Here is a 20071-nt window from a genome sequence, read left to right as displayed (position 1 = left end):
TTAGGAGAAGCATGTACGCGGTAACCGCAGACGGACTACTAATGAAGCTATCTAACAAACCTATCTATAATGGAAAGTTGCAGGTGAACTTATGCGAAAGAAAAGAGTACTGCTGTTTTCGGAAGGCTTCGGCACGGGCCATACAGGGGCAGCCTATGCTCTGGCTGAAGGAATTCGACTGCTGAATCCCGATGTTCAGTGCCGGGTCTTCGAGCTCGGAAAATTCCTGAATCCTACGGTCGCTCCTTGGATTCTTTCCGCTTACCGCAAAACTGTCAGCAGCCAGCCGAAGCTGGTCGGCATGATGTATAAGACCCAATATCATAAATCACTGAACCGGTTGACCAAGCTGGCCCTTCACCGGATTTTTTATACCCATGCCTCTCAGGTCATTGAACAGCTGCGGCCGGATCTGATTATCTGCACGCATCCGATTCCCGCTGCGGTCATCTCCAGGCTGAAGCACCAGGGGCTTGATGTACCGTTCTATACGCTGATTACAGATTATGATGCCCACGGCAGCTGGGTGAATGCGGAAGCCAACCGATATCTGGTATCGACCTCAAGGGTCAAATCCATTCTTACGGGGCGCGGCGTCCCCTCCGAGCTGGTGACGGTGACGGGGATTCCCGTGCATCCGAAATTCTGGGAGTCCCAGGGTAAGACTAAGCTGCGCAAAGAGCTGGGGCTCGCCGACATCCCGACTGCGCTTATTATGGGCGGCGGCTGGGGCCTGATGTTCGGCAAGGATATTATGAACTCGCTCACCGCCCGGATCAATGAGATCCAGCTTATCTTCTGTATGGGCAGCAACGACAAGGCTATAGCCAAAATGCAGGCCAACCCCCTGCTGAACCATCCCAATGTAAGGATTCTCGGTTACAGCAGCGAGATCAACAAGCTGATGGATGCCTCGGATCTGCTGATCACGAAGCCTGGCGGAATGACCTGCACTGAAGGTCAGGCCAAAGGCATTCCGATGCTGTTCTATAACGCCATCCCCGGCCAGGAAGAGAAGAACAGCCAGTATTTCGTCGAGCTGGGGCTGGCCGAGATGCTGAATCCGGGCGTCGTGGACAAATGGTTCTCCATGCTGCTAAGCGAATATGCCGGATTCGGAGGACCGCAGAAGCGCAAGGCCTCTCCGGACCTCCAGCAGCCGCAGCACTGCGCCGCCACCATTCTTAAGATGCTGGGCAAGCCAGCTGCGGAAGCGGTCTTCTCCGAGGCGTGGAGTGCCCCTCCGCCCAAAGTACGGAGCGAAGAAGCCGTCTATGTCACACCTTAAGCGGGTTACCCTACCCGAACCGCAAAGAGCCTCCAATCCAACGTTAAGCTTGGATTTGGAGGCTCTTTTTGTACGGAGCTGACAAGACAGAGAAGCCGGCGATATCCTCAAGTTGGCTGCAGTTGCCGTTAAGACCATATGGCCGTAATAATATAGACGTATAGCGTCTGATGTGCAGCGGGCTTTTTTATTTATAAAAGGTATGATTGCCGATGGTCTTGGCGAATGTCCGTGAATGATGCACGGTCAGATCCTGTGCCAGCGTCAGCGACAGGAAGAAATAGGTATCATCCGTAACCTCTTTGACCCCCATAAGCGCTGCATTCACAGCCTTAATGCTGTCCGCATTTGGCTTCACGCGTTTAAGACGCCCGTTGGCCACAGGACTGAACTGCCTTTTCTGATAAATAACTTCTCTAATAGTGTCGGGATAATTGGCTGACCGCAGCCGGTTTAGAACAACGTTGGCAACTGCCACCTTGCCCTTGTACGGTTCGCCTTCTGCCTCTGCCATGACGATTTTTTGCAGCAGATGCAGGTCTTCTCCGGATACGGCGTAGCTCCAGGTAGCTTCAGCTTGCTGCTCCTTGGGTAGTAGCTTGGTCCGGGAGAAGAACAATGTTGCGGGGGGATGTTGCTGAGTTACAGCCTTGCTTGATTTCACACTCTTCGTCCCCGTTGCCGCGATCTTGGGCGCTTGCGCCACTGGCGGCGATGCTTTCACCACAGTTACCTTAGGCTTAGTCACAATGGAAGCCGGCTTGACAGCGTCCTTGCGCTGCAGCTTCTCGGGACTTAACCATCCTGCACTCACCGTGCGGGTCCAGGTATGAACCGGTTTGGCAGCTGTGGTGTAGAGCATGGGTGTAATGATTCCGGCTGAATGGCTTGTCCTGTGCAGGACCGATGCGGCTTGCGGAATAAGCTGCTCTACCGATTGATGGCTTGCAGACTTCAGCTTACCCATTTCTATTACATTCTCCCCGGTAGCAGCAGTTCCTTCGGGGTTCATCAAACTTATCGCTGAGAAAGACACTAGGATTACACCAACCAGCAGCGCAATATAGCGGCTCTGTTTGAAAATCAACATGTTTTACCTCCTATTTTACGGCACATTCCTATTGTATGTAACCGAAAATGGAAGCTTTGAAAACTTTCTTGTCGATTTTATATTCAGAAAAATGTAAATTTTTCAGTCATTTCATACATAGGAATGGCATGCATCCTGGTAGCATACACCACAAAACCCTCTACCGTCCAGCCTATGTCTGGAAGTAATTCGCCCGGGGGCTGATTCTTTATCCTTAAATTTTCCAGCTGCTCCAGCGTAAACGGATCTTCTCCTCGGTATTTGCGGGCTACTGTCAAATGGGGATTGTACGTTCGCATCTCTGGGGTATAGCCTAGGGGAAGGGTCGCTGAAACCACCTTTTGCTGCAGCTCCTTCAGCGGCTCCAATTCACCGGAAATCCCGGCCCAGAGCACTCTTGGCGAGTCTGGAAGACCGAAGGTGCCCCATTCGCCGAGCTTCAGCTGAAAGCCTTTACTTGAACGCGCAACCTTCCGGAGTGCCTCATAGAGAGGTGGAATATTTTCCCTGGGGGTATCTCCAAGAAATTGAAGCGTAATATGGAAATCTTTGAAATGTGTCCATCTGGCAAATTTAAGTCCGGACGACACACGGGCAGACTCATTCTTCAGATATTCAAGCAGCGTATCAGGCAACGGCACCGCAACGAACAGACGCTCCACTTCTTGCTCCGGGTCCAAATGGCTCATGCGAATTTCACCTTTCCAGACAGATTTGTTATGCTTATCTATACTTATCGTCTATTTCTCTACTGAAATGTAGAACAGGAGGGAACCATCATGACTAAATCCATCGTTTGTATGCAGCAGCTGTCCTCTGCTCAACAGGAACTGATCCGCGCCGCTGCACCAGAGTACACCCTTACCCTTGGAGATTCCAGGAACCCTGATCTGGAGCTGCTCTCCGGCGCAGAGATTATTATCGGCTGGGGCAAAGGCATCCGGGACACTGTGCTGCGCCAGGGCTCACCGCTCCGCTGGGTACAAGCCTGGTCCGCCGGAGTAGAGAAGCTTCCGCTGGATGCCCTGAAGGAACGCGAAATTCAGCTGACGAACGCCAGCGGCGTGCATGCGGAACCGATTACTGCTGTCATCCTCAGCTTCATGCTAATGTTCACGCGGAATATGCACACAGCCATCCGTAACCAGCAGAACCGCCGCTGGCACTCGAACGGACAGGAGAGCGAGCTGACCGGCAAGACGATTGTTATCGCCGGAACCGGCGCCATCGGCAGCGAGACTGCCAGAATCGCCAAAGCCTTCCATATGAAGACGATCGGAGTCAGCCGCTCCGGGCGACCGGTGGACGGCTTCGACCAGATCTTCACCACCGGGGAGCTGAAGGACTCCGTCCGCGAAGCAGACTTCGTAGTCAATACGCTGCCGCTCACCGACGAAACGCGCGGGCTGTTCGATGCTGAGGTCTTCTCCGCCTGCAAGCAGGGTGCCTACTATATTAATATTGGCCGCGGCGTCACCACGCATACGGACGACCTGATCGCTGCACTGAACAGCGGCCAGCTGGCCGGTGCGGGCCTCGATGTCTTCGAGACCGAGCCGCTGCCGGAGGACCACCCGCTCTGGGGCATGGAGCAGGTCATCATCACCCCTCACTGTGCCGGGGTAACCGACCGCTATGCCGACCGGGTGGTCGACATCTTCGTGGAGAACATGAAGGCCTATCTGGAATCCGGCAAGCCTTCGCGCAATCTGGTGGATTATAGCCGCCAGTATTAGGGGGCTTGGGCGGCCGGGGAGACTGGTGCGCTGGCGAGTGGCGGGTTGGCGGACTATTCGGTTGGCAGGCTGTGTGTTGGTGGTGGACGAGCTATGGTTGGTTAGCAGACCGTAGCTTAGCACGTTGGCGGGCTAGTGGGTGGGTTGGCAGACCGTAGCTTGATGCGTTGGTGGGTTGGCGAGCTAGTGGGTTGGCAGGCAGACCGTAGCTTGGCACGTTGGCGAGCTAGTGGGTGGGTTGGCAGACCGTAGCTTAGCACGTTGGCGAGCTAGTGGGTGGGTTGCGTAATGGCAAGTTTGTTAACTCGCAGACTCACAGTTTAGAGTTCTAACGGTCCCCTCCGCCAAATGTTGCACATATTGCAACTCGTGTATCGCCAATTTGGGCTATTCGTGAGGATTGTTGCATGAAATGCAGGAATTGTTCCCTTCATCGGCCAACTGGACAAGAATTGCTGACATTTGTGCAACAATCCCTCATTCACCTCATATTGATCAGGTAATTGTTGCAAATTGTGCAGGATTCTAAGCGAACTCATTAGCATTAGCAACAGCATCAGCATCAGCAACAGCACCAACATCAGCATCAGCATCAGCAACAGCAACAGCACCAACACCAACATCAGCATCAGCATTAGCATTAGCATTAGCATCACTACCAGCATTAGCATCACTACCAACATTAGCATCACCAGCACCCACATGTCGATAAATGCTCAGCTCGTTCAACTCTTTCAACTAATTTCAGCAATTCAGTTCATTCAGTGATTCACGAATTCACGCATAATAAAGAGCCTCTGCTGAACTAAGCAGAGGCTCTTTATTTACTTCCATCCCTAAATAGATTGAACTTGAAGTAACCAGAGCTAGATGAGAGTAACGGAGGGGATATTTGGAACTGTAGGAGCGATAGCGTCCGCCTTTGTTCCCGGATTTCAACCGCTACTGCGGTTCAATCCAAGAAATCCGGGAACAACAGCGGCCGTAAGACCAAATATCACCGCAGTTACGGCCGGCATCGCCGCCCAGAAGCCTTTAAGTTCAATCTATCCCCCTCACACCTTAAAGCGGGTCACCGACTCCCGGAGCTCCGCAAGCAGCAGCTTCAGCTCCGAGATGCCGTTAGCCACAGCGGTGGTCGAGCTGAGCTGCTCATGCGCTGAAGCCGAGGTCTCTTCGACACCTGCCGCCGATTGCTGGGAGAGTGCCGAGATATGCTGGCTGAACTCGTTCATGGTCTCGCTGGCACCGGTCATTTGCTGCAGATCCTGGCTCATCTCGTCGATAGTCACCGCCATCATGCGGACCGAGCCGTTGATCTCAGCCAGCGCATCACCGGTCTCGACAATCTGCCGGCTGCCTTGCTCCGTCTTGGCTACCCCGCCGCGCAGCTGCTCTACCATGGTTCTGGAGTCGAGCTGGATGCCCTGCGTAATCTCTGTGATCTCCGAGACCGTCTGTTGCACATCCTCTGACAGCTTCCGCACTTCCTGTGCGACAACGGCGAAGCCGCGTCCGCTGTCACCGGCCCGTGCGGCTTCAATAGCGGCATTGATCGCCAGCAGATGGGTCTGCTCCGAGATGCTTCGTATGGCCCCCACCAGATGGAAGATACCTTCATTCTTGCGGTTCAGCTCTTCTACGGTGTCCATAGACTGCGAGACCGCATCGGCAATCTCGTTCATCTGCGCCACGGAGCTTTCCATGAGCGCCCGGCCCTTTTCACCCTTTTGACGTACCTGCTCTGAATGATTGGAGAGATCCGTACCTCTGCCGGCAAAATTCTCAATTAACGTATTCAGCTCCTCCACCGCCTTGGAGGCATCCACCGCTGCTTCGGCCTGGCTTCCGGAGGCTGTGGCCAGCTCTTCCATCGTCAGCGCAATCTGGCTGCTGCCTTCCTTGGTTTCAGCAATTGTATGCATCAGCACATCGCCCTGCTCCGTAATGACCCTGGATACATTTCTGATCCGGCTGACCATTTCCAGCAGCGTGCGGTTCGTTTCATTCACGGTCTTGGCCAGCAGGCCAATCTCGTCCTTGTTGCGGATCAGCGTCTCTTCCGCCGTCAGATCCCCGCTCGAGATCTGCTGCAGCTGCGCCGTTACTTTCTTCAGCGGATTGATGATCGTTCTGCGGACGAACATGTTCACCAAACCGATAACGATAAGGACAATCAGCACAGTTGCAATATTCATTCTCCCGGCGGTATTGAAAATACTCGCAGAAGTTTTGCCCTCGTCCTCAGCATCCTTCTGGCTGTGCGCCACCAGCGCATCCAGATCTACCTGCATGGAATTAAAAGCGTCAATCCCTTTCCGCGATACCTCCAGGGCTAATTTCTCGTCATTCGAGCTGCTGAGCAGGATCGCCTGATTGTTGACAGTCAGGAACTCGCCCCATTTCCCGACGAGCGACTGTAATTGCTTCAGCTCCTGCTCTCCTTTCAGATTGGCTTTATATTCCTTAAAAGTATCCGCTACTTTGCCGATGAATTTGGACCGTTCTTCCGCAAGCGCGTTTTTGTCCGCGTTATCAGTGCTCAGGATATGCTGCAGGCTAAGAGCCATAACATGCTCTGTAAGGTAATTGACATTGTGAATTTTGTTCAGCTCGGGAATGATATTTTTAATGATGTTCCCGGTGTTTTTCTGCATATTGTTCATTTGATAGAGCGAAACCACGCCGCTGATCGTAACGAATACAGCCAGAGCCGCATAACCGTAGGCTATCTTGGAGCCGATGCTTTTTCTGCCCCGGAACAGACTTGCCTGCTGCTCCTTGTCTGCTCCTTTCCTCCCTTTTCCTAACAGATCCTTCAGTCGCTGACCTATACCCACACCTGTGTGCCCCCTTGATAATATCTGGATGTTTACACCATTTTCCATCTGATTTCATTTATTTTCATAAAAAAAGCAAAAAAAAATAGGTTACATTTACTATGTCGGCAACAGTCGGTTAAAAATTTACATGTTTCTCTCGATGTAAGGTTTTACCTGCCAGCCCAAACGGCGGACAGGTAAAGGCTCCACATATATAGGTCTAATCCAGTATAGGTCTAATCCAGATCGTATATCGAACCGACCTTCAGCCCGTACAGCTCATTGTAGATTTTCTCGGCAAAGGCATCGGTCATTCCGGCGATATAATCGGTCACCATATGCTCCCAGGTCCAGATCGGCTTGGCCGACTTCTGATCCTTCTCGAACCGCTGCAGCCAGTCCGAAGGGATAATGCTCCGGGAGGTCTCGGGATCAAGGAATGCCTCCCACAGCCGCCGCAGTATCCACTCGCTCCGTTTCTGCAGACGCTGTACGCGCAAATCGCGGATCATCGTTACCCAGGCGAAGCTTTTGAGCACACTGACGGTCCGCAGCATATCCTCATCCTCCTTGCCTTCCTTAATGAAGGTAACCTTCTTCCAGTCCCCGTCCCCGATTACGCCAAGGCTGGCGACAAAGGTGCTGACCCAATAGGCCTTGACTTCACGGCGGGTGCGGGAATAGTCATTCTCACAGGTAGGCATCTTCTCCTTCCAGACCCGCAGGAATGAACTCAGCACCTCCTCCACCTTGAAGCGGATCGCCGACTTGTTCCAGCCGGACCAGAAGGCATCCTCAAGCGTAGTGATCTTCTCCACAATCAGCCGCTGGATATAGTCGTCATGCAGGAAATGCTCATGTACCTCAATCTTACCGGCCTTGATGCCGTCCTCCAGATCATGCGCCGAATAAGCAATATCGTCACACAGGTCCATCAGCTGCGCTTCCAGCGTCTTTTTGCCTGCCGGAATTCCCCACTGGGTGCGGATCTCATGGATATACTCCCATTCATGCAGATACATCCCCTTCTTCAGCACCGTCCCGGGAAAAGGATATTTATTAATGCCCAGCAGCACCGCGTCCGAGAGGTTCAGACCGTCGATATTCTCGCGCTTCTCCAGGAACATAATCAGGCGGAAGTTATGGGCGTTCCCTTCAAAATGCTCATATTTGCGCTTCATGCTCTCATGAATCGTCTGCTGCTGAACCGGACCTGCGCCTGACTTGGCCACTGCCTCCACCGTCTTGCGGGTAACCAGCTTCTCCAGCAGGCTGTCCAGCACCTCTTCTCCCTTATGCCCAAATGGGGGATGTCCGAAGTCATGGGCGATTGCCGCACATTCCACTACCTCGGGATCAATGACCAGGCCCGGATTCTCCGCCGCTCCTGTCTCTACTTCCGGGTAAGAACGCAGCAGACTCTTGGCCGCTTCACGGGCAATCTGCGCCACCTCCAGCGAGTGGGTCAGGCGCGTCCGGTAGTAATCCCCGGTTCCGGCCCCGAACACCTGCGATTTGCCCTGCAGCCGCCGGAAGGTCGGCGAATGGATCAGACGCGAATAGTCGCGTTCATATGCGGCTCTGGAGGTCTCCAGCTTCGTGATTTCGGGATATTGTCTATGCTCTCTTTGTTCAATCAGTCTCATCTCCGCCGCCCCTATTCCTTGATCTGTATTTAGTAACTTATTATAAGTCATTTCTGCCGGAACTTTCACTCTAAAATGCAAATCGCCCTGCGGGCTGCTATAGATGCATAGCAACCAAGGGGGATAGAGCATTCTAAGACTTAAGCAGCAAGAACCGCTTATAAAAACAAGTGTGGAGTGAATTTGAGAGCCATGAGAACAGCCACCCGATTGACCGCCGCAGTTCTTGCCGCACTGGCGCTGATGCACAGCCCTTCCGATCTGGCCCTGGGCAGTCCGAACAAGGCAAAAAACCGCTACTACTATGAGGAGCGCGGCGATATGATCTGGGAAGTGCGCACCAGCCAGAAGGTGATTGCGTTGACCTTCGATGACGGCCCGGACCCCCTGGAGACGGACGGCATTCTGGAGGTGCTGCATGAGTATCAAGCAAAATGCACATTTTTTGCGATTGGCAAGCGGATCGCCGCTTATCCCGATGTCGCCAGACGCGTGATTAATGAAGGACATGAGCTGGCGAACCATACCTATAATCATGTCTATTTCAAAAGGCCGATCTCCGGGGAGCAGATTCAGGAGGAGCTTGCGCTGACGGAGAAGGAAATTATGAAGATATCCGGCAGACACAGCAGCCTGTTCAGACCGCCGGGCGGCATGTATGACGAGACGCTGATCGATGTGTCCAACAGCATGGGCCTTAAGCCCGTTCTGTGGTCCTGGCATCAGGACACCCGCGACTGGAACCGCCCAGGCGTCTGGAACATCTCAAGCCGGGTGATCCGCAATGCCAAGAGCGGCGATATTGTCCTGTTCCACGACCATGTCCACGGGCCGTCGCAGACGAAGGAAGCATTGAAAATCATTCTGCCTGAGCTGAAGAAGCAGGGCTTCCGGTTTGTTACCGTCTCGGAGCTGATTCAGCTATCCGATGTGCAGCAGGCGAAGACAGAACGCCATATGACCTATTAGGGGGCCTGCCCGGATTGCACAGGTTCACAAAATAAGGTAGTCTTGAGCATAATAAGGCTATCCTAATATGGCTATTTGTGAATCTGCCGATGTCCATCCCCCAGGAGGGTACAATACATGACCGAGAATACTTCCTATACAACCGAGGAAATCGCCCGGCTGCTCAAAATCTCCAAGCTCAAGGTCTATGATCTCATTAAAAAGGGCGAGCTGCCCTCTTACCGTGTCGGCAAGCAGATGCGGGTTGACCTCTCTGATCTGGAGAGGTACAAGCAGAATTCCCGCAACAGCGGGCCTTCTGCGCATCCGCTGCCCGGGGGCGGGCTGAGCGAAGCTGCATTGCCTCAGGCGCAGTCAGCGCAGCAGATGGGCCCCCCGTTCGCTGCGCCTTATCAGGCCTTCGCCTCCCCGCCGCCGCACAGCATGAAGAGCAGCGGTGTACATGTAGTCATTACCGGGCAGGATATGTCACTTGATATTCTGGCGACCCATCTGGAGCGGACCCTGCCCTCCACCCGCCCGCTCCGTTCCTATGCAGGCAGTCTGGACAGCCTCATCGCCATGTATCAGGGCGAATCAGATATTGTCAGTACCCATCTGCTGGATGGCGATAGCGGCGAATATAACCTGCCCTATATCCGCAAGCTGCTCGTAGGCTTCTCCTATATTGTAGTGCATCTGCTAACACGCAGCGCAGGCTTCTATGTGCAGAAGGGCAATCCGCTGGGCATCCGCAGTTGGGGGGATCTCCGGCAGGACGGGCTAACGCTGATTAACCGTGAGCGCGGCTCCGGCGCCCGGGTGCTGCTGGATGAACAACTGCGCCTGCATGGAATTCCGTCCTCCCGCTTGAACGGATACATTAATGAAGAGAACAGCCATCTGGCAGTAGCCAGCCTGGTGGCAAGAGGCGGGGCGGATGTGGGCATCGGCACTGAGAAAGCCGCCAGAATCATTGACGGCATCGACTTCATTCCGCTGATCCGCGAGCGCTACGATCTGGTCATGATGAAGAAGCCGGAGAATGAAGCCTGGATTAACGCCATTCTGGATATTCTGCGCTCGGAGGCCTTCCGCAGTGAGCTAAGCTCAATTCACAGCTATGACCTGAGTGAGACGGGCAATATTATTTACGAGACTTGAAACCAGAGGAGGAACGCATGTTATCCACAATACCGCAGGCAGCGTTCAGGCTGGAGCGCTTGTTTTTTTCAAGCGTACACAGCTATTACGGAAGATTGGCGGAAGGGGAGGCTATGCCCCGAAGGACCCTTCACCACCATGCCTTGTGTTATGTCACAGAAGGTAAAGGGCAGATTATCCTAAATGGAGGGCTGCTTACAGCGAATAAAGGAGATTTCTTTTTGTTGTTGCCCGAAACTTCAGTGGAAGGCAAAGCGCTGACGACAGAACCGCTACGTTATGTGATCATTTTCTTCTCCTGTATACAGCTTCGTAAAAATCACAGGCACCAGGAGCTACATCCTCCGGTATTTCCGGTTAGCGGGAAGCTTGAAGCAGCTGGCCATCCGCTGGCTGCAGAGATCAACCGGCAAATGACCTCCTTTCACCGTACCCGTAACCTGGAGGAAATCATGCACGCCAAGCACCGGCTGCAACAGCTGCTCGCGTTGATACTTCAACCAAGTAAGCGTATTGTGCAGGACAAGGCTGTAGGGATGGATATTGTGCTTGCCCACATGAAGAACAACTACAACCAAGAGCTTAAAGTTGGGCAACTGGCTCTAATGGCGGGCTTAAGCACCAATCATTTTATCAGAGCGTTCAAGCAGCTTACAGACAAGACACCTATGGCCTATTTGCAGGAGGAACGGATAAAAAGGGCCAAGCAGCTGCTCTTCTCTTCCGAACGTGTCAAGCAGATCGCCAAGGAAGTGGGCTATAAGGACGAGCATTATTTTAGCCGGGTGTTCAAAAAATCGGAAGGCGTGGCACCGGCCAGCTACCTCAAAAACAATCATATCCGTATTGCTGTTCTCTACTATGGTCTGGATGATTATCTGATGACACTTGGATTGATGCCAGTGGCTGCGCTGTCTTACCGGGAGCGGGTGTCAAGAAATTACAGCCTTCCCCACTCCGGTATACTGGAGCAGGACATAGTCCGCCTGAACGGTTCCCGGTTGAATTATGAAGAGCTGGCACGGTTGAAGCCTGATCTGATTATTGGGAGCGACCGCCTGTTACCAGGCGAGCTGCTGGAGTCCATCGCACCGACGGTTGTTCTTAAGCATACCGATAATGTGGAGCAGCAGTTGTCCCGTTTGTCCCGCATTCTGGGCAGAGAGCAGCAGGCAGACGACTGGATGAACCGCTACGCAGAGCAGAAGCACCTCCTTAGATCACAGCTGGAGGCACAGGATGTGCGGCCCACAGTTTCTTTTATCAGAGTCAGCTCTGAATTCTACCGCTTATACGGCACCTCCAATCAGACAGGAACTCTGCTATACCAAGATCTTGGACTGAGTCCGCCCCCCTCAACCCGTGAGCAGACTGAAGCAATGGATTTCGAGATTCATGAGCTTCCCCTGCATAACCCGGGAACCATCTTTTTGGCTGCGGACCCTACCCTGGAATCGAGACAACGGCTGGAAGCACTGCTCTCGTCCAGAGAATGGTCTTCCCTGGATGCAGTGAAGCAGTCCCGGGTATTCGATGCCGGAGATCTGTTGTTCAAAACACTCGGACCCTCAGGCAGAAAGTGGGCCATGTCGTATGTTGCATCCCGGATTAGCAGGCCGGCCGATAGAATTATCCACGCCAACACAGGGTTATAATCCATTGTAAAGTAGGTATCGTTCTCCTATCATAATGATAATGATTATTATTATCTATTGCACAAAGGAGACTAGAAATAAATGAATCGAATGAAATCCATCCAGATCATGCTCCTTGCTGTGCTGCTGCTGATACTGGCCGCGTGCAGCAATACAGCGGGACAACCGGCCTCCGAAGAACAGAGTCCCTCCGCTTCCCAAACCAGCGATCAGGGGGCTGCGGAACCGGGCACACGCACAATTACCCACCTTAAGGGAGAAGCTGTGATTCCGGCCAAAATCGAAAAAATCGTTGTTCTCTCGGCAGAGTACATAGATCATCTGTTGACTATCGGAGAGAAGCCCTCCGGTGTGAACACCGAGGTCCGGTACGGAGGAGACTATCTTCCCTATCTGGCTGACAAGCTGCAGGGGGTACAAACCGTAGGTTCGGCGGATAATCCCAACCTTGAGGCCATTACCTTGCTTGATCCGGATGTGATTCTTATTGAGAGCCGGACGGCCGAGAATAAGTATGAGCAACTGAACAAAATCGCCCCTACCATTGTTCTTGGAAATGAATGGCTTGATTATGGCGACGATACTTCCTTTTGGACCAAGGATCTGCTAACCATTGCGGAGATGTACGACAAGACGGACCTGGCGAAGGAAAAAATTGCTGAACTGGAACAGAAAACGGTCCAGGCCAGCGAGAAAATCAAAGCACTGGACAACAAAAAACTCGCCTACCTCCGTGTACGGGAGAAGACACTCCAAGTGTACGCACAGCAAGGTCATCCAACCAATGCATTACTCTACCAGGATCTCGGTTTCGAACCTGCCGCACTTACGCCGTCAGAGCAGAGAGAGGATTTATCCTTGGAGAAAACGCCGGAGCTGGGAGCAGATTTCATCGTCCTTGAGATGGACCCGAATGCCCGCGATTTCCTGGACAACATGCAGGCCAGCGCACTCTGGAAGAACATCCCTGCCGTACAGGGAGGAAAGGTTCATGAGACCGATTCCTTCTGGCTCTTTAAGGGCTGGGGAGTGATCGGCCGGGGTGAAATTATTGATGAAATCATGGCATGGCTAGAGCAATGAGTGAGGTTATACCTTTTAGCAGCCAGTGGATACAAGATTTCATGCAGCAGCATTTTGCCGTGACTGTCGCGGAAGACAGGAATAATTCTTTTCCATACAGTACAGGAGATCTATTGGACGAGGCGAAGCTCCCGTTAATTATCGGGCAGCAATCACTCCAGCTTGGGGAGCCTGGAGGAATTGTGGTCGGAACTTTGTTTGCCAAAAGGTACTCGGTGTTGATTATGGGACTGGCCGCCTCCATCACTCTCTTCGATACCCCGCTCTCTCTGCTGCCCGGTGCTTTACGGTTCAAGCTAACGGATGCAGGAATGATGCAGTATGAAGCGGAGACCGCAGCCACGGACAGATGGTTTGATAACTCTTCGAAAATCCGTCAAGCCTGCCTTGCCGACTATATAGATCGCCTGCTGGCACATTTACGGCAGGTGCTCCAGGCTGTATCAGGGTATACGGGAGCTAAGGAGAAAGTCATGTGGTCGCTGATTGCACATAATCTGCATAATCTGTATGGACGGCTGCATACGGACAAGGAACTCTGGGACTCTGAGGATCGGGGCCGGATCATCAGCCAGGATTATACTGCCCTGCTTCAGCCGGAGAAGCCGGATGAATTATCCATGCGGTTCCGCAAGGTTGAGCATCCGAAGCTGCGCGGCCGTTCATTATATCTGCGCAGGCATTGCTGTCTGGCCTACCAGATCAGGATTGGGCCTGATGCCGGAGAGTATTGCAGCACTTGCCCCAAGCTATCACCGGAAGACAGATGGAATATATTAGACAACTAAGCAACGCCCATCCCCGGTTCAGGATGGGCGTTGCTTAGTTCTGTTCTGCTATCCTCTAGGACCACTAATAACAATAACATCCCGGTTATAGCTGCCTGCGGCAAACGCGATGCCTTCCGGCTCCGTCTTGCGGGGCAGCAGCGCTTCAGAGATAATATTGCCGGTATGGTCGAGGTAGCTGGTGACATCGACACTCTTATGATAGAGGCAGATGTCATCCACCCGGTCTTCCATGACGATACGCAGCGAGGTGGCCTCCTGTACGGAGAGTAGTTCCCCATGCTGCCGTACCGGCAGCCGTTCTACACTCACCTGCGGCTTCGCTGTTCCGAACGGAACGGCCAGGGTAACGATGGCTGCGCTTCCGGTCAGGGTAAGGGAACGTTTCATTACCGGATTCCCGCTGTAGTGGCCCTGCTTGAAGATCAGGCCCTGCTCCAGCGTCAGCCGGTCGTCCGCCAGCCCGGAGGGCAGCGGCTTCAGCAGCAGATTGGCCCCCTCCAGCTGCGAGACCACTTCCCCGCTGAGAGAATCGTAAGACGCTGTACCCGGCGGCAGGTGGAAATACTGCTCATAGCGGTGCTGCCCTTCTGCTTGGAACAGGTCCACGATCAGCCAATAGCTGTTCTTAACGAACAGCACCTTGCGGGAGTGAACCACCGGATCTTCGTACCGGGTATATCCGTACTGGCTCGCAAAGGTGTAGTCATACGCCTCATTGAACTGGGTATCCCAGATTCTGCAGTTCGCCGTAGGCGGCGTATTCCAGTGGAAGCTGCGGACATGCTGGTCCTGACCGTCGACAACTACAGTGTTATGGGCACGGGTCGAGACTGTATATTTACGTTCTTTGTTCCACTCGAACAAGCCCATACCTGAATCCGCCAGCAGCTCGCGTCCTCCGGCGTAGAGCACCAGGCTGAGCGCATCGGAATGCGCATGCCCGCCGATCCCGACACCTGCCCGCATCGCCATGTACATATCGTCAGGGCTCCAGCCCTGGCGCGAGGTCACATAACCGCCTGCCGGGAAGCAGGCTGCCGTCTCCGCAGGCTCCACAGCCTTGAGCTGAGCATACTCCGCCGCAGCCTCCGGCCCGATTCTCCACAGCAGGGAGAACGGCAGCCGCTCATGCCCCAGCGCCTTGAAGTCCCCCCGCTGATACAGGAAAGCGCCCAGGCTCATGACATTACGCAGCTCGCTGAGCACCTGAACATCGGTATCGCCGAACTTGACCAGCTGCCCGTCCGGTGCCAGCAGATGCATCGTGACGACATACATCTTCTCCAGCGTCTCCCGGTATTCTCCGGCATCGATGCCGAGCTTCTGGTACAGAACCACCAGTTCATACAGCTCGCGCATGACGATCAGGTGGTAATTCGGACTGCCCTCGAACTGTACCCCGTCGGGGTAGACGTTCTCAAGGATGTATCCCGGCAGCTTACGCCCGGCGTATTCCAGCCATTCGGCGGAATCCTTCAGCTCCGGCAGAAGCAGCGCCGTCTGAGTCAGCCCCCGGAGCTGCATGCAGACATGATTGCCGCCGCTGGCATGGTATTTGCGCACATATTCGCCATGCTGCTGGAAGGACTGAATCAGCTTCAGCTTCACCTCAGGCTCGAAGGCCGGAGAGCCGAAGAAGGTAATGAAGGCTTCCGGCAGCATGAACATCCGCACACCGGCCGAGAGGGGGTCCCAGCTACAATGCTCCGCCCGGAACGTACCATCCACCGGCATAGGGTTATCGTCAATGAAATGACTGATCATATCATTGAAGCATTTGGCGTATTTATCATCCCCGGTCAGCGCGTAGGCTCTGGACAGACGCTTCACATAGACGAACCGGGTCAGATGCAGCTGATACTGCGAGCTGTCGAACAGCCAGCTGTTCCAGTCGTAGCTTCCGTTCCGGAAGAGCACTCTTTTCCCTTTGAACAGGGGGATATCCCCCTCCACAATCCGGTCCGCCTCGGTAATATCCTGCTGCGCCTCCTCCTCTCCGCTGTAATGGCTGGCGGCGTACGCCTTCAGCTTAGGAACATCCTTCACATCAAAGTAGTATCTCCCGTTGTTACCCGCTGCAATGACTTCTAAATAAGCATCCCGTGCACCGGGGACATCGCCTACGTCCAGCTTCGCAGCTACCTCAGCAAGCTCCGGTCTGGTCAAATCCAGCATTGTGCTTAAGAACTCCCCGGCAGCCAGCTGCGGCTTCGTATATGCGGGATTGTGCCGCAGATCTTTATACCCCATAGTCAATTCTATCATCACCTTTATATTCGCGGATCTCTCCGCCTGAGTCTATTCCTTAATCGAACCAAGCATGGCTCCTTTGGCAAAATACTTCTGCAGGAACGGGTACACTATGACGATAGGCAGCATCGCCAGCAGAATGGCCGCATTCTGGACATTGGGTCCAAGGTTGGCCGCAAGTGAAGCATCCACCGCTGCCTCTGCCGAGATATTGGAGGCGCTGATCGCCACCATCTGCCGCAGGAGAGGTTGAATCGGCCAGCGTGTCGTATCATTCAGATAGATAACCGCCGAGAAGAATTCATTCCAGAACTGCACCATGAAGAACAGGGTGAACGTGGCGATAATCGGCTTGGACAGCGGCAGCACGATCGAGTAGAGAATCCTGAATTCCCCCGCCCCGTCTATTCTTGCCGCTTCGTCCAGACTCTCAGGCAGGCTCTGGAAGAACGAGCGGATGACCATGATATTGAAAGCACTGGAGGCTGCCGGAAGCACTACCGCCCAGTAAGAATCGATCAGACCCAGATTTTTGACGACCAGATAGTTCGGAATCATGCCCCCGTGAAAGATCATCGTGAAGAAAATAACCAGCAGCATGATCCGGCGGCCGGGCAGAAATTTCTTCGACAGGGCATAAGCCAGTGTAATCGAGACAAACAAGCTGAGCACCGTGCCCATCGCCGTGATAATGACAGAGTTCTTGACGGAGGTCAGGAACGTATTCGCATTCAGCAGATAGCTGTAGGCGTCCAGTGTCCAGTGCTTGGGCCAGATGAAGAAATTCCCGGCCATCGAATCTCCCGGCGGACTGAACGAGACCGCGATAATATATAGAAAAGGCAGAATAACCAGCAAGCTGATTAAGCAAATCATGACTACAATAATGGTGTCAAACCAGGTTGCCTTAAGCTTCATAACCTCTCCACTCCTGTTCTTGTTCTAGAATATGCCTTCCTCACCCAGCAGCTTCGCCGCATAATTGGCCCCGAGGACCAGGATCAGACTGGCAACGGATTTGAACATGCCTACGGTAATCGCGAAGCTGTAATTGAATTGCTCCAGACCGACATGGTAGACGAACAGATCGAAGACATTGGAGACATCCAGGTTAAGGCTATTGGTCATCAGGAAGATCTGCATGAAGTTGGAGTCCATCGAGGAGCCCAGTCGGAGCAACAGCAGAATCACGATGGTCCCTTTGATGCCGGGGAGGGTGATATGCCAGATGCTCTGCAATCGGCTTGCTCCATCCACCTTGGCTGCTTCATACTGCTCAGGGTTAATCCCCGCCAGTGCCGCCAGGAAGATAATCGTGCCCCAGCCCGCATCCTTCCAGATCGACTGGAAGATGACCAGCGGCCGGAACCATTCGTTGCTGACCAGGAAGTTAGCGCTGCCGTCGAACCATTGGCCGAGGTAATGGTTAATGACGCCCGAAGGCCCGAAGAAGGAAATCGTAATCCCGTAAATCACGACCCAGGAGAGAAAATGGGGCAGATATACGATGGTCTGCGAGACACGCTTGAACACCTTGAGCCGCACTTCATTCAGAAGCAGCGACAGGAGGATCGTGAAGGGAAAATAAATGATCAGATTCAGCAGACTGATCAGCAGCGTATTTTTCAGCAACATATAGAAATCGGAGGTTCCGAAAAACTGTCTGAAATTATCCAGCCCCACCCAGGGACTGTCCATCATGCCCTTGAACGGGCTGTATTCCTTGAAGGCCAGAATGAGTCCTGTCATCGGGATGTAATGAAAGGTGAGAAAGTAGAGAATACCCGGTGCTGCCAGTAAGTAAAAAGGCCATAGCTGATGAAACCGTTTGGGTCGTAAAGCTCTCTGCACAGGCTAAACCTCCTTATCCAAATGGGCAAAAGAAAGGGGAAAGCCCCCTCCTTTGCCTCTGTATATAGTGTTGTTGTATTACTTCGCGGAATGCTCTGCGTTATACTGGTCCTGCAGTTCCTTGGTGATCTGCACGCCCGGACCCTCCGTCCAGGTATCAATCTCCTTCTGCACATCCTCCCAGGCTCCCTCGCCCAGCACATACTTCGTCATTACCGCACTCATTTTCTTATAGCTGTCCGGATTCTTGCTGGCGTACTGTGAGTTGTAGCTGAGGAACGGATTCTCCACCCCGATCTTGCTGATCGTATCGAGAGTTGTCTTTTGCAGCGCCAGGATGTCCGGCTCCTTGGAGTTGGCGTATACATATGGATCTGCACGGTTCTCCAGGATGAAATTGTTCGGCTTATCCAGCTCATACTGCTTCTTCTGCTCCTCGGTCTGCACCGCAACCCCATTCTTGAAATCGCTGGAATGGATGCCGGTGACTCCCGCTTTGGAGAACGCTACATTCTCTTCTGAGGCCGTGAAGTCAAGGAAGTCTACAATCTGCTGCACCTTATCCTCCGGTACGGAGCTTGGAACCGCCCACAGTCCGTAGTACCCGGAGAGTACAGAAGCACCCTTCTGTCCGTTCGCGCCTTCAAGTACATCGACAATCGCGATTTCGGCCTTCGGGTCCGTCTGCTTCAGCTTTTCTACGTTGGTCTCTACAATATCACTGACATTCCCGACAAAAGCACCCGCTGTGCCCGCAAGGAACTTACTCCGCGCCTGCCCCTGGTTCTTCAGTACCGGCGCATCCTTGTCGATCAGGCCCTTGCTCCAGGAATCTCTCAGCCACTCCAGGAAGGCCTTGTATTCAGGCGTCTGGAAATCACGGACCACGTTGTCGCCGTCCAGCTTCCACACATTTGGAATGCCAAAGGCATACTGGATCGGGAGGACACCCGAGAACGGCCCGGGGCTATTCACACCGTCTGAACCGTAGATCGTGAACGGGATGGTTTTGCCGCCGCCCGCCGGGTCCTTCTCCTTGAACACCGCAAGCGCATTCGTCAGCTCGTCCATCGTCTTCGGAACTGGCAGATTATACTTATCCAGCCAGTCCTTGCGGATCAGAATATTGGCTTCGCCTCCGCCGTACAGACCGCGCGGCCGGGGAATCCCGTACGATTTGCCGTCAATCTTGGCACCATTCCAGACCACCTCATCAATCTGGCTGATATTCTTGGTCTTCGCAAGGTAAGGGGTCAGGTCATGAAAAGCGCCCATTTTCACCAGGTTGTTGAATTTATCGTCCTTGCCGCCATCCATCAGCAGCAGATCATAGGAATCTCCGGCCGATACCGCCACAGAGAGCTTGTCCGTATAGGCTTCGGATGGCACGAAGGTTACGTTCAGATCTACATTGCCGCGCTTCTCCAGATCCTCCAGCGCCTTGTTGTTCGTCATCTCCGGCGGATTGCCGAAAAGAATGGTCATGGCCTTGATGCTGGCCTGCTTGCTAGCCGCACCGCTTGGTGTACTGCCTTCCGGTGCCGCTGTGCTGCCTGCCGCTGAATTATTACCGCTGCCGCAGCCCGCCAGTGTAGTTACCATCAACGCCGCCGAAGCTACAAGTGGTACAAGCTTTTTTGTAATATTCATTGTCATCCCCCATTTGCTTGTATTGATTGCGTTTACATCGTGCTTACACTTTGGATTATAGAAGACGCCGGAGCTTAAGAACATGCCGGATTCCAGC

16 protein-coding genes are annotated in these 20071 nt (G+C 53.4%); 7 read left to right on the top strand and 9 right to left on the bottom strand.

The window, feature by feature from the left end; all coding sequences use genetic code 11:
• Positions 1 to 91: 91 nt before the first annotated feature.
• Positions 92 to 1288 (top strand): UDP-N-acetylglucosamine--LPS N-acetylglucosamine transferase, encoded by a 1197-nt coding sequence (locus MKY12_RS03595; RefSeq protein ID WP_036723158.1) that lies wholly within the window; start codon positions 92 to 94, stop codon positions 1286 to 1288.
• 187 nt (positions 1289 to 1475) lie between these two features.
• Here the strand turns inward: MKY12_RS03595 and MKY12_RS03590 are convergent, their stop codons facing one another.
• Together MKY12_RS03590 and thpR are read right to left on the bottom strand one after the other, a co-directional pair.
• Positions 1476 to 2378, bottom strand: a complete 903-nt coding sequence (locus MKY12_RS03590) for a cell wall hydrolase (RefSeq protein ID WP_036723157.1) — start codon at positions 2376 to 2378, stop codon at positions 1476 to 1478.
• Between the two features lie 83 nt (positions 2379 to 2461).
• Positions 2462 to 3067: an RNA 2',3'-cyclic phosphodiesterase gene (gene thpR / locus MKY12_RS03585; protein WP_036723156.1), complete on the bottom strand. Its 606-nt coding sequence runs from the start codon at positions 3065 to 3067 to the stop codon at positions 2462 to 2464.
• A gap of 90 nt (positions 3068 to 3157) precedes the next feature.
• Here thpR and MKY12_RS03580 point away from each other — a divergent pair, with 90 nt between their 5' ends.
• Positions 3158 to 4114, top strand: coding sequence for a D-2-hydroxyacid dehydrogenase (locus tag MKY12_RS03580; protein ID WP_339312961.1), 957 nt, complete (start codon positions 3158 to 3160; stop codon positions 4112 to 4114).
• A 525-nt stretch (positions 4115 to 4639) separates the two neighbouring features.
• Here MKY12_RS03580 and MKY12_RS03575 read toward each other — a convergent pair.
• From MKY12_RS03575 to dgt, 3 genes are all read right to left on the bottom strand, one after another.
• Positions 4640 to 4852 carry a hypothetical protein gene (locus tag MKY12_RS03575; protein WP_339312960.1) on the bottom strand — a complete coding sequence of 71 codons (213 nt, stop codon included), beginning with the start codon at positions 4850 to 4852 and terminating at the stop codon, positions 4640 to 4642.
• Between the two features lie 317 nt (positions 4853 to 5169).
• Positions 5170 to 6954, bottom strand: a complete 1785-nt coding sequence (locus MKY12_RS03570) for a HAMP domain-containing methyl-accepting chemotaxis protein (RefSeq protein WP_339312959.1) — start codon at positions 6952 to 6954, stop codon at positions 5170 to 5172.
• Positions 6955 to 7172: 218 nt separating this feature from the next.
• Complete coding sequence (gene dgt / locus MKY12_RS03565) at positions 7173 to 8582, bottom strand: dGTP triphosphohydrolase (RefSeq protein ID WP_339312958.1); 1410 nt, start codon at positions 8580 to 8582, stop codon at positions 7173 to 7175.
• A gap of 192 nt (positions 8583 to 8774) precedes the next feature.
• On the opposite strand from dgt, the gene MKY12_RS03560 reads away from it, so the two are divergent.
• The 5 genes from MKY12_RS03560 to MKY12_RS03540 all read left to right on the top strand — a co-directional run bounded on the left by MKY12_RS03560 (position 8775) and on the right by MKY12_RS03540 (position 14220).
• Positions 8775 to 9551: a polysaccharide deacetylase family protein gene (locus tag MKY12_RS03560; protein ID WP_339312957.1), complete on the top strand. Its 777-nt coding sequence runs from the start codon at positions 8775 to 8777 to the stop codon at positions 9549 to 9551.
• Positions 9552 to 9668: 117 nt separating this feature from the next.
• Positions 9669 to 10694, top strand: coding sequence for a helix-turn-helix transcriptional regulator (locus MKY12_RS03555; protein WP_339312956.1), 1026 nt, complete (start codon positions 9669 to 9671; stop codon positions 10692 to 10694).
• Between the two features lie 17 nt (positions 10695 to 10711).
• Complete coding sequence (locus MKY12_RS03550; protein WP_339312955.1) at positions 10712 to 12349, top strand: AraC family transcriptional regulator; 1638 nt, start codon at positions 10712 to 10714, stop codon at positions 12347 to 12349.
• Between the two features lie 81 nt (positions 12350 to 12430).
• Positions 12431 to 13432 carry an iron-siderophore ABC transporter substrate-binding protein gene (locus tag MKY12_RS03545; protein ID WP_339312954.1) on the top strand — a complete coding sequence of 334 codons (1002 nt, stop codon included), beginning with the start codon at positions 12431 to 12433 and terminating at the stop codon, positions 13430 to 13432.
• Positions 13417 to 14220 (top strand): (2Fe-2S)-binding protein, encoded by an 804-nt coding sequence (locus MKY12_RS03540; protein WP_339312953.1) that lies wholly within the window; start codon positions 13417 to 13419, stop codon positions 14218 to 14220. Before MKY12_RS03545 ends, MKY12_RS03540 begins: the two co-directional genes overlap by 16 nt.
• Before the next feature lie 48 nt (positions 14221 to 14268).
• On the opposite strand, the gene MKY12_RS03535 is transcribed toward MKY12_RS03540, so the two are convergent.
• The 4 genes from MKY12_RS03535 to MKY12_RS03520 all read right to left on the bottom strand — a co-directional run bounded on the left by MKY12_RS03535 (position 14269) and on the right by MKY12_RS03520 (position 19974).
• The gene (locus MKY12_RS03535; RefSeq protein WP_339314764.1) at positions 14269 to 16488 is read right to left on the bottom strand and encodes an alginate lyase family protein; all 2220 of its coding nucleotides are present in this window, start codon (positions 16486 to 16488) and stop codon (positions 14269 to 14271) included.
• A gap of 33 nt (positions 16489 to 16521) precedes the next feature.
• Entirely contained in the window at positions 16522 to 17391 is an 870-nt protein-coding gene (locus MKY12_RS03530; RefSeq protein ID WP_036723143.1) for a carbohydrate ABC transporter permease, read from the bottom strand.
• A gap of 24 nt (positions 17392 to 17415) precedes the next feature.
• Positions 17416 to 18324, bottom strand: coding sequence for an ABC transporter permease subunit (locus MKY12_RS03525; protein ID WP_036723142.1), 909 nt, complete (start codon positions 18322 to 18324; stop codon positions 17416 to 17418).
• A gap of 78 nt (positions 18325 to 18402) precedes the next feature.
• Positions 18403 to 19974 (bottom strand): extracellular solute-binding protein, encoded by a 1572-nt coding sequence (locus tag MKY12_RS03520; RefSeq protein WP_339312952.1) that lies wholly within the window; start codon positions 19972 to 19974, stop codon positions 18403 to 18405.
• Between the last annotated feature and the right edge of the window lie 97 nt (positions 19975 to 20071).

The sequence above is a fragment of the Paenibacillus sp. FSL M7-0896 genome (genome assembly GCF_037975415.1).
In the GTDB taxonomy this organism is placed as follows: domain Bacteria; phylum Bacillota; class Bacilli; order Paenibacillales; family Paenibacillaceae; genus Paenibacillus_AQ; species Paenibacillus_AQ silagei.
This window is presented reverse-complemented; position numbering and strand designations above follow the sequence as displayed.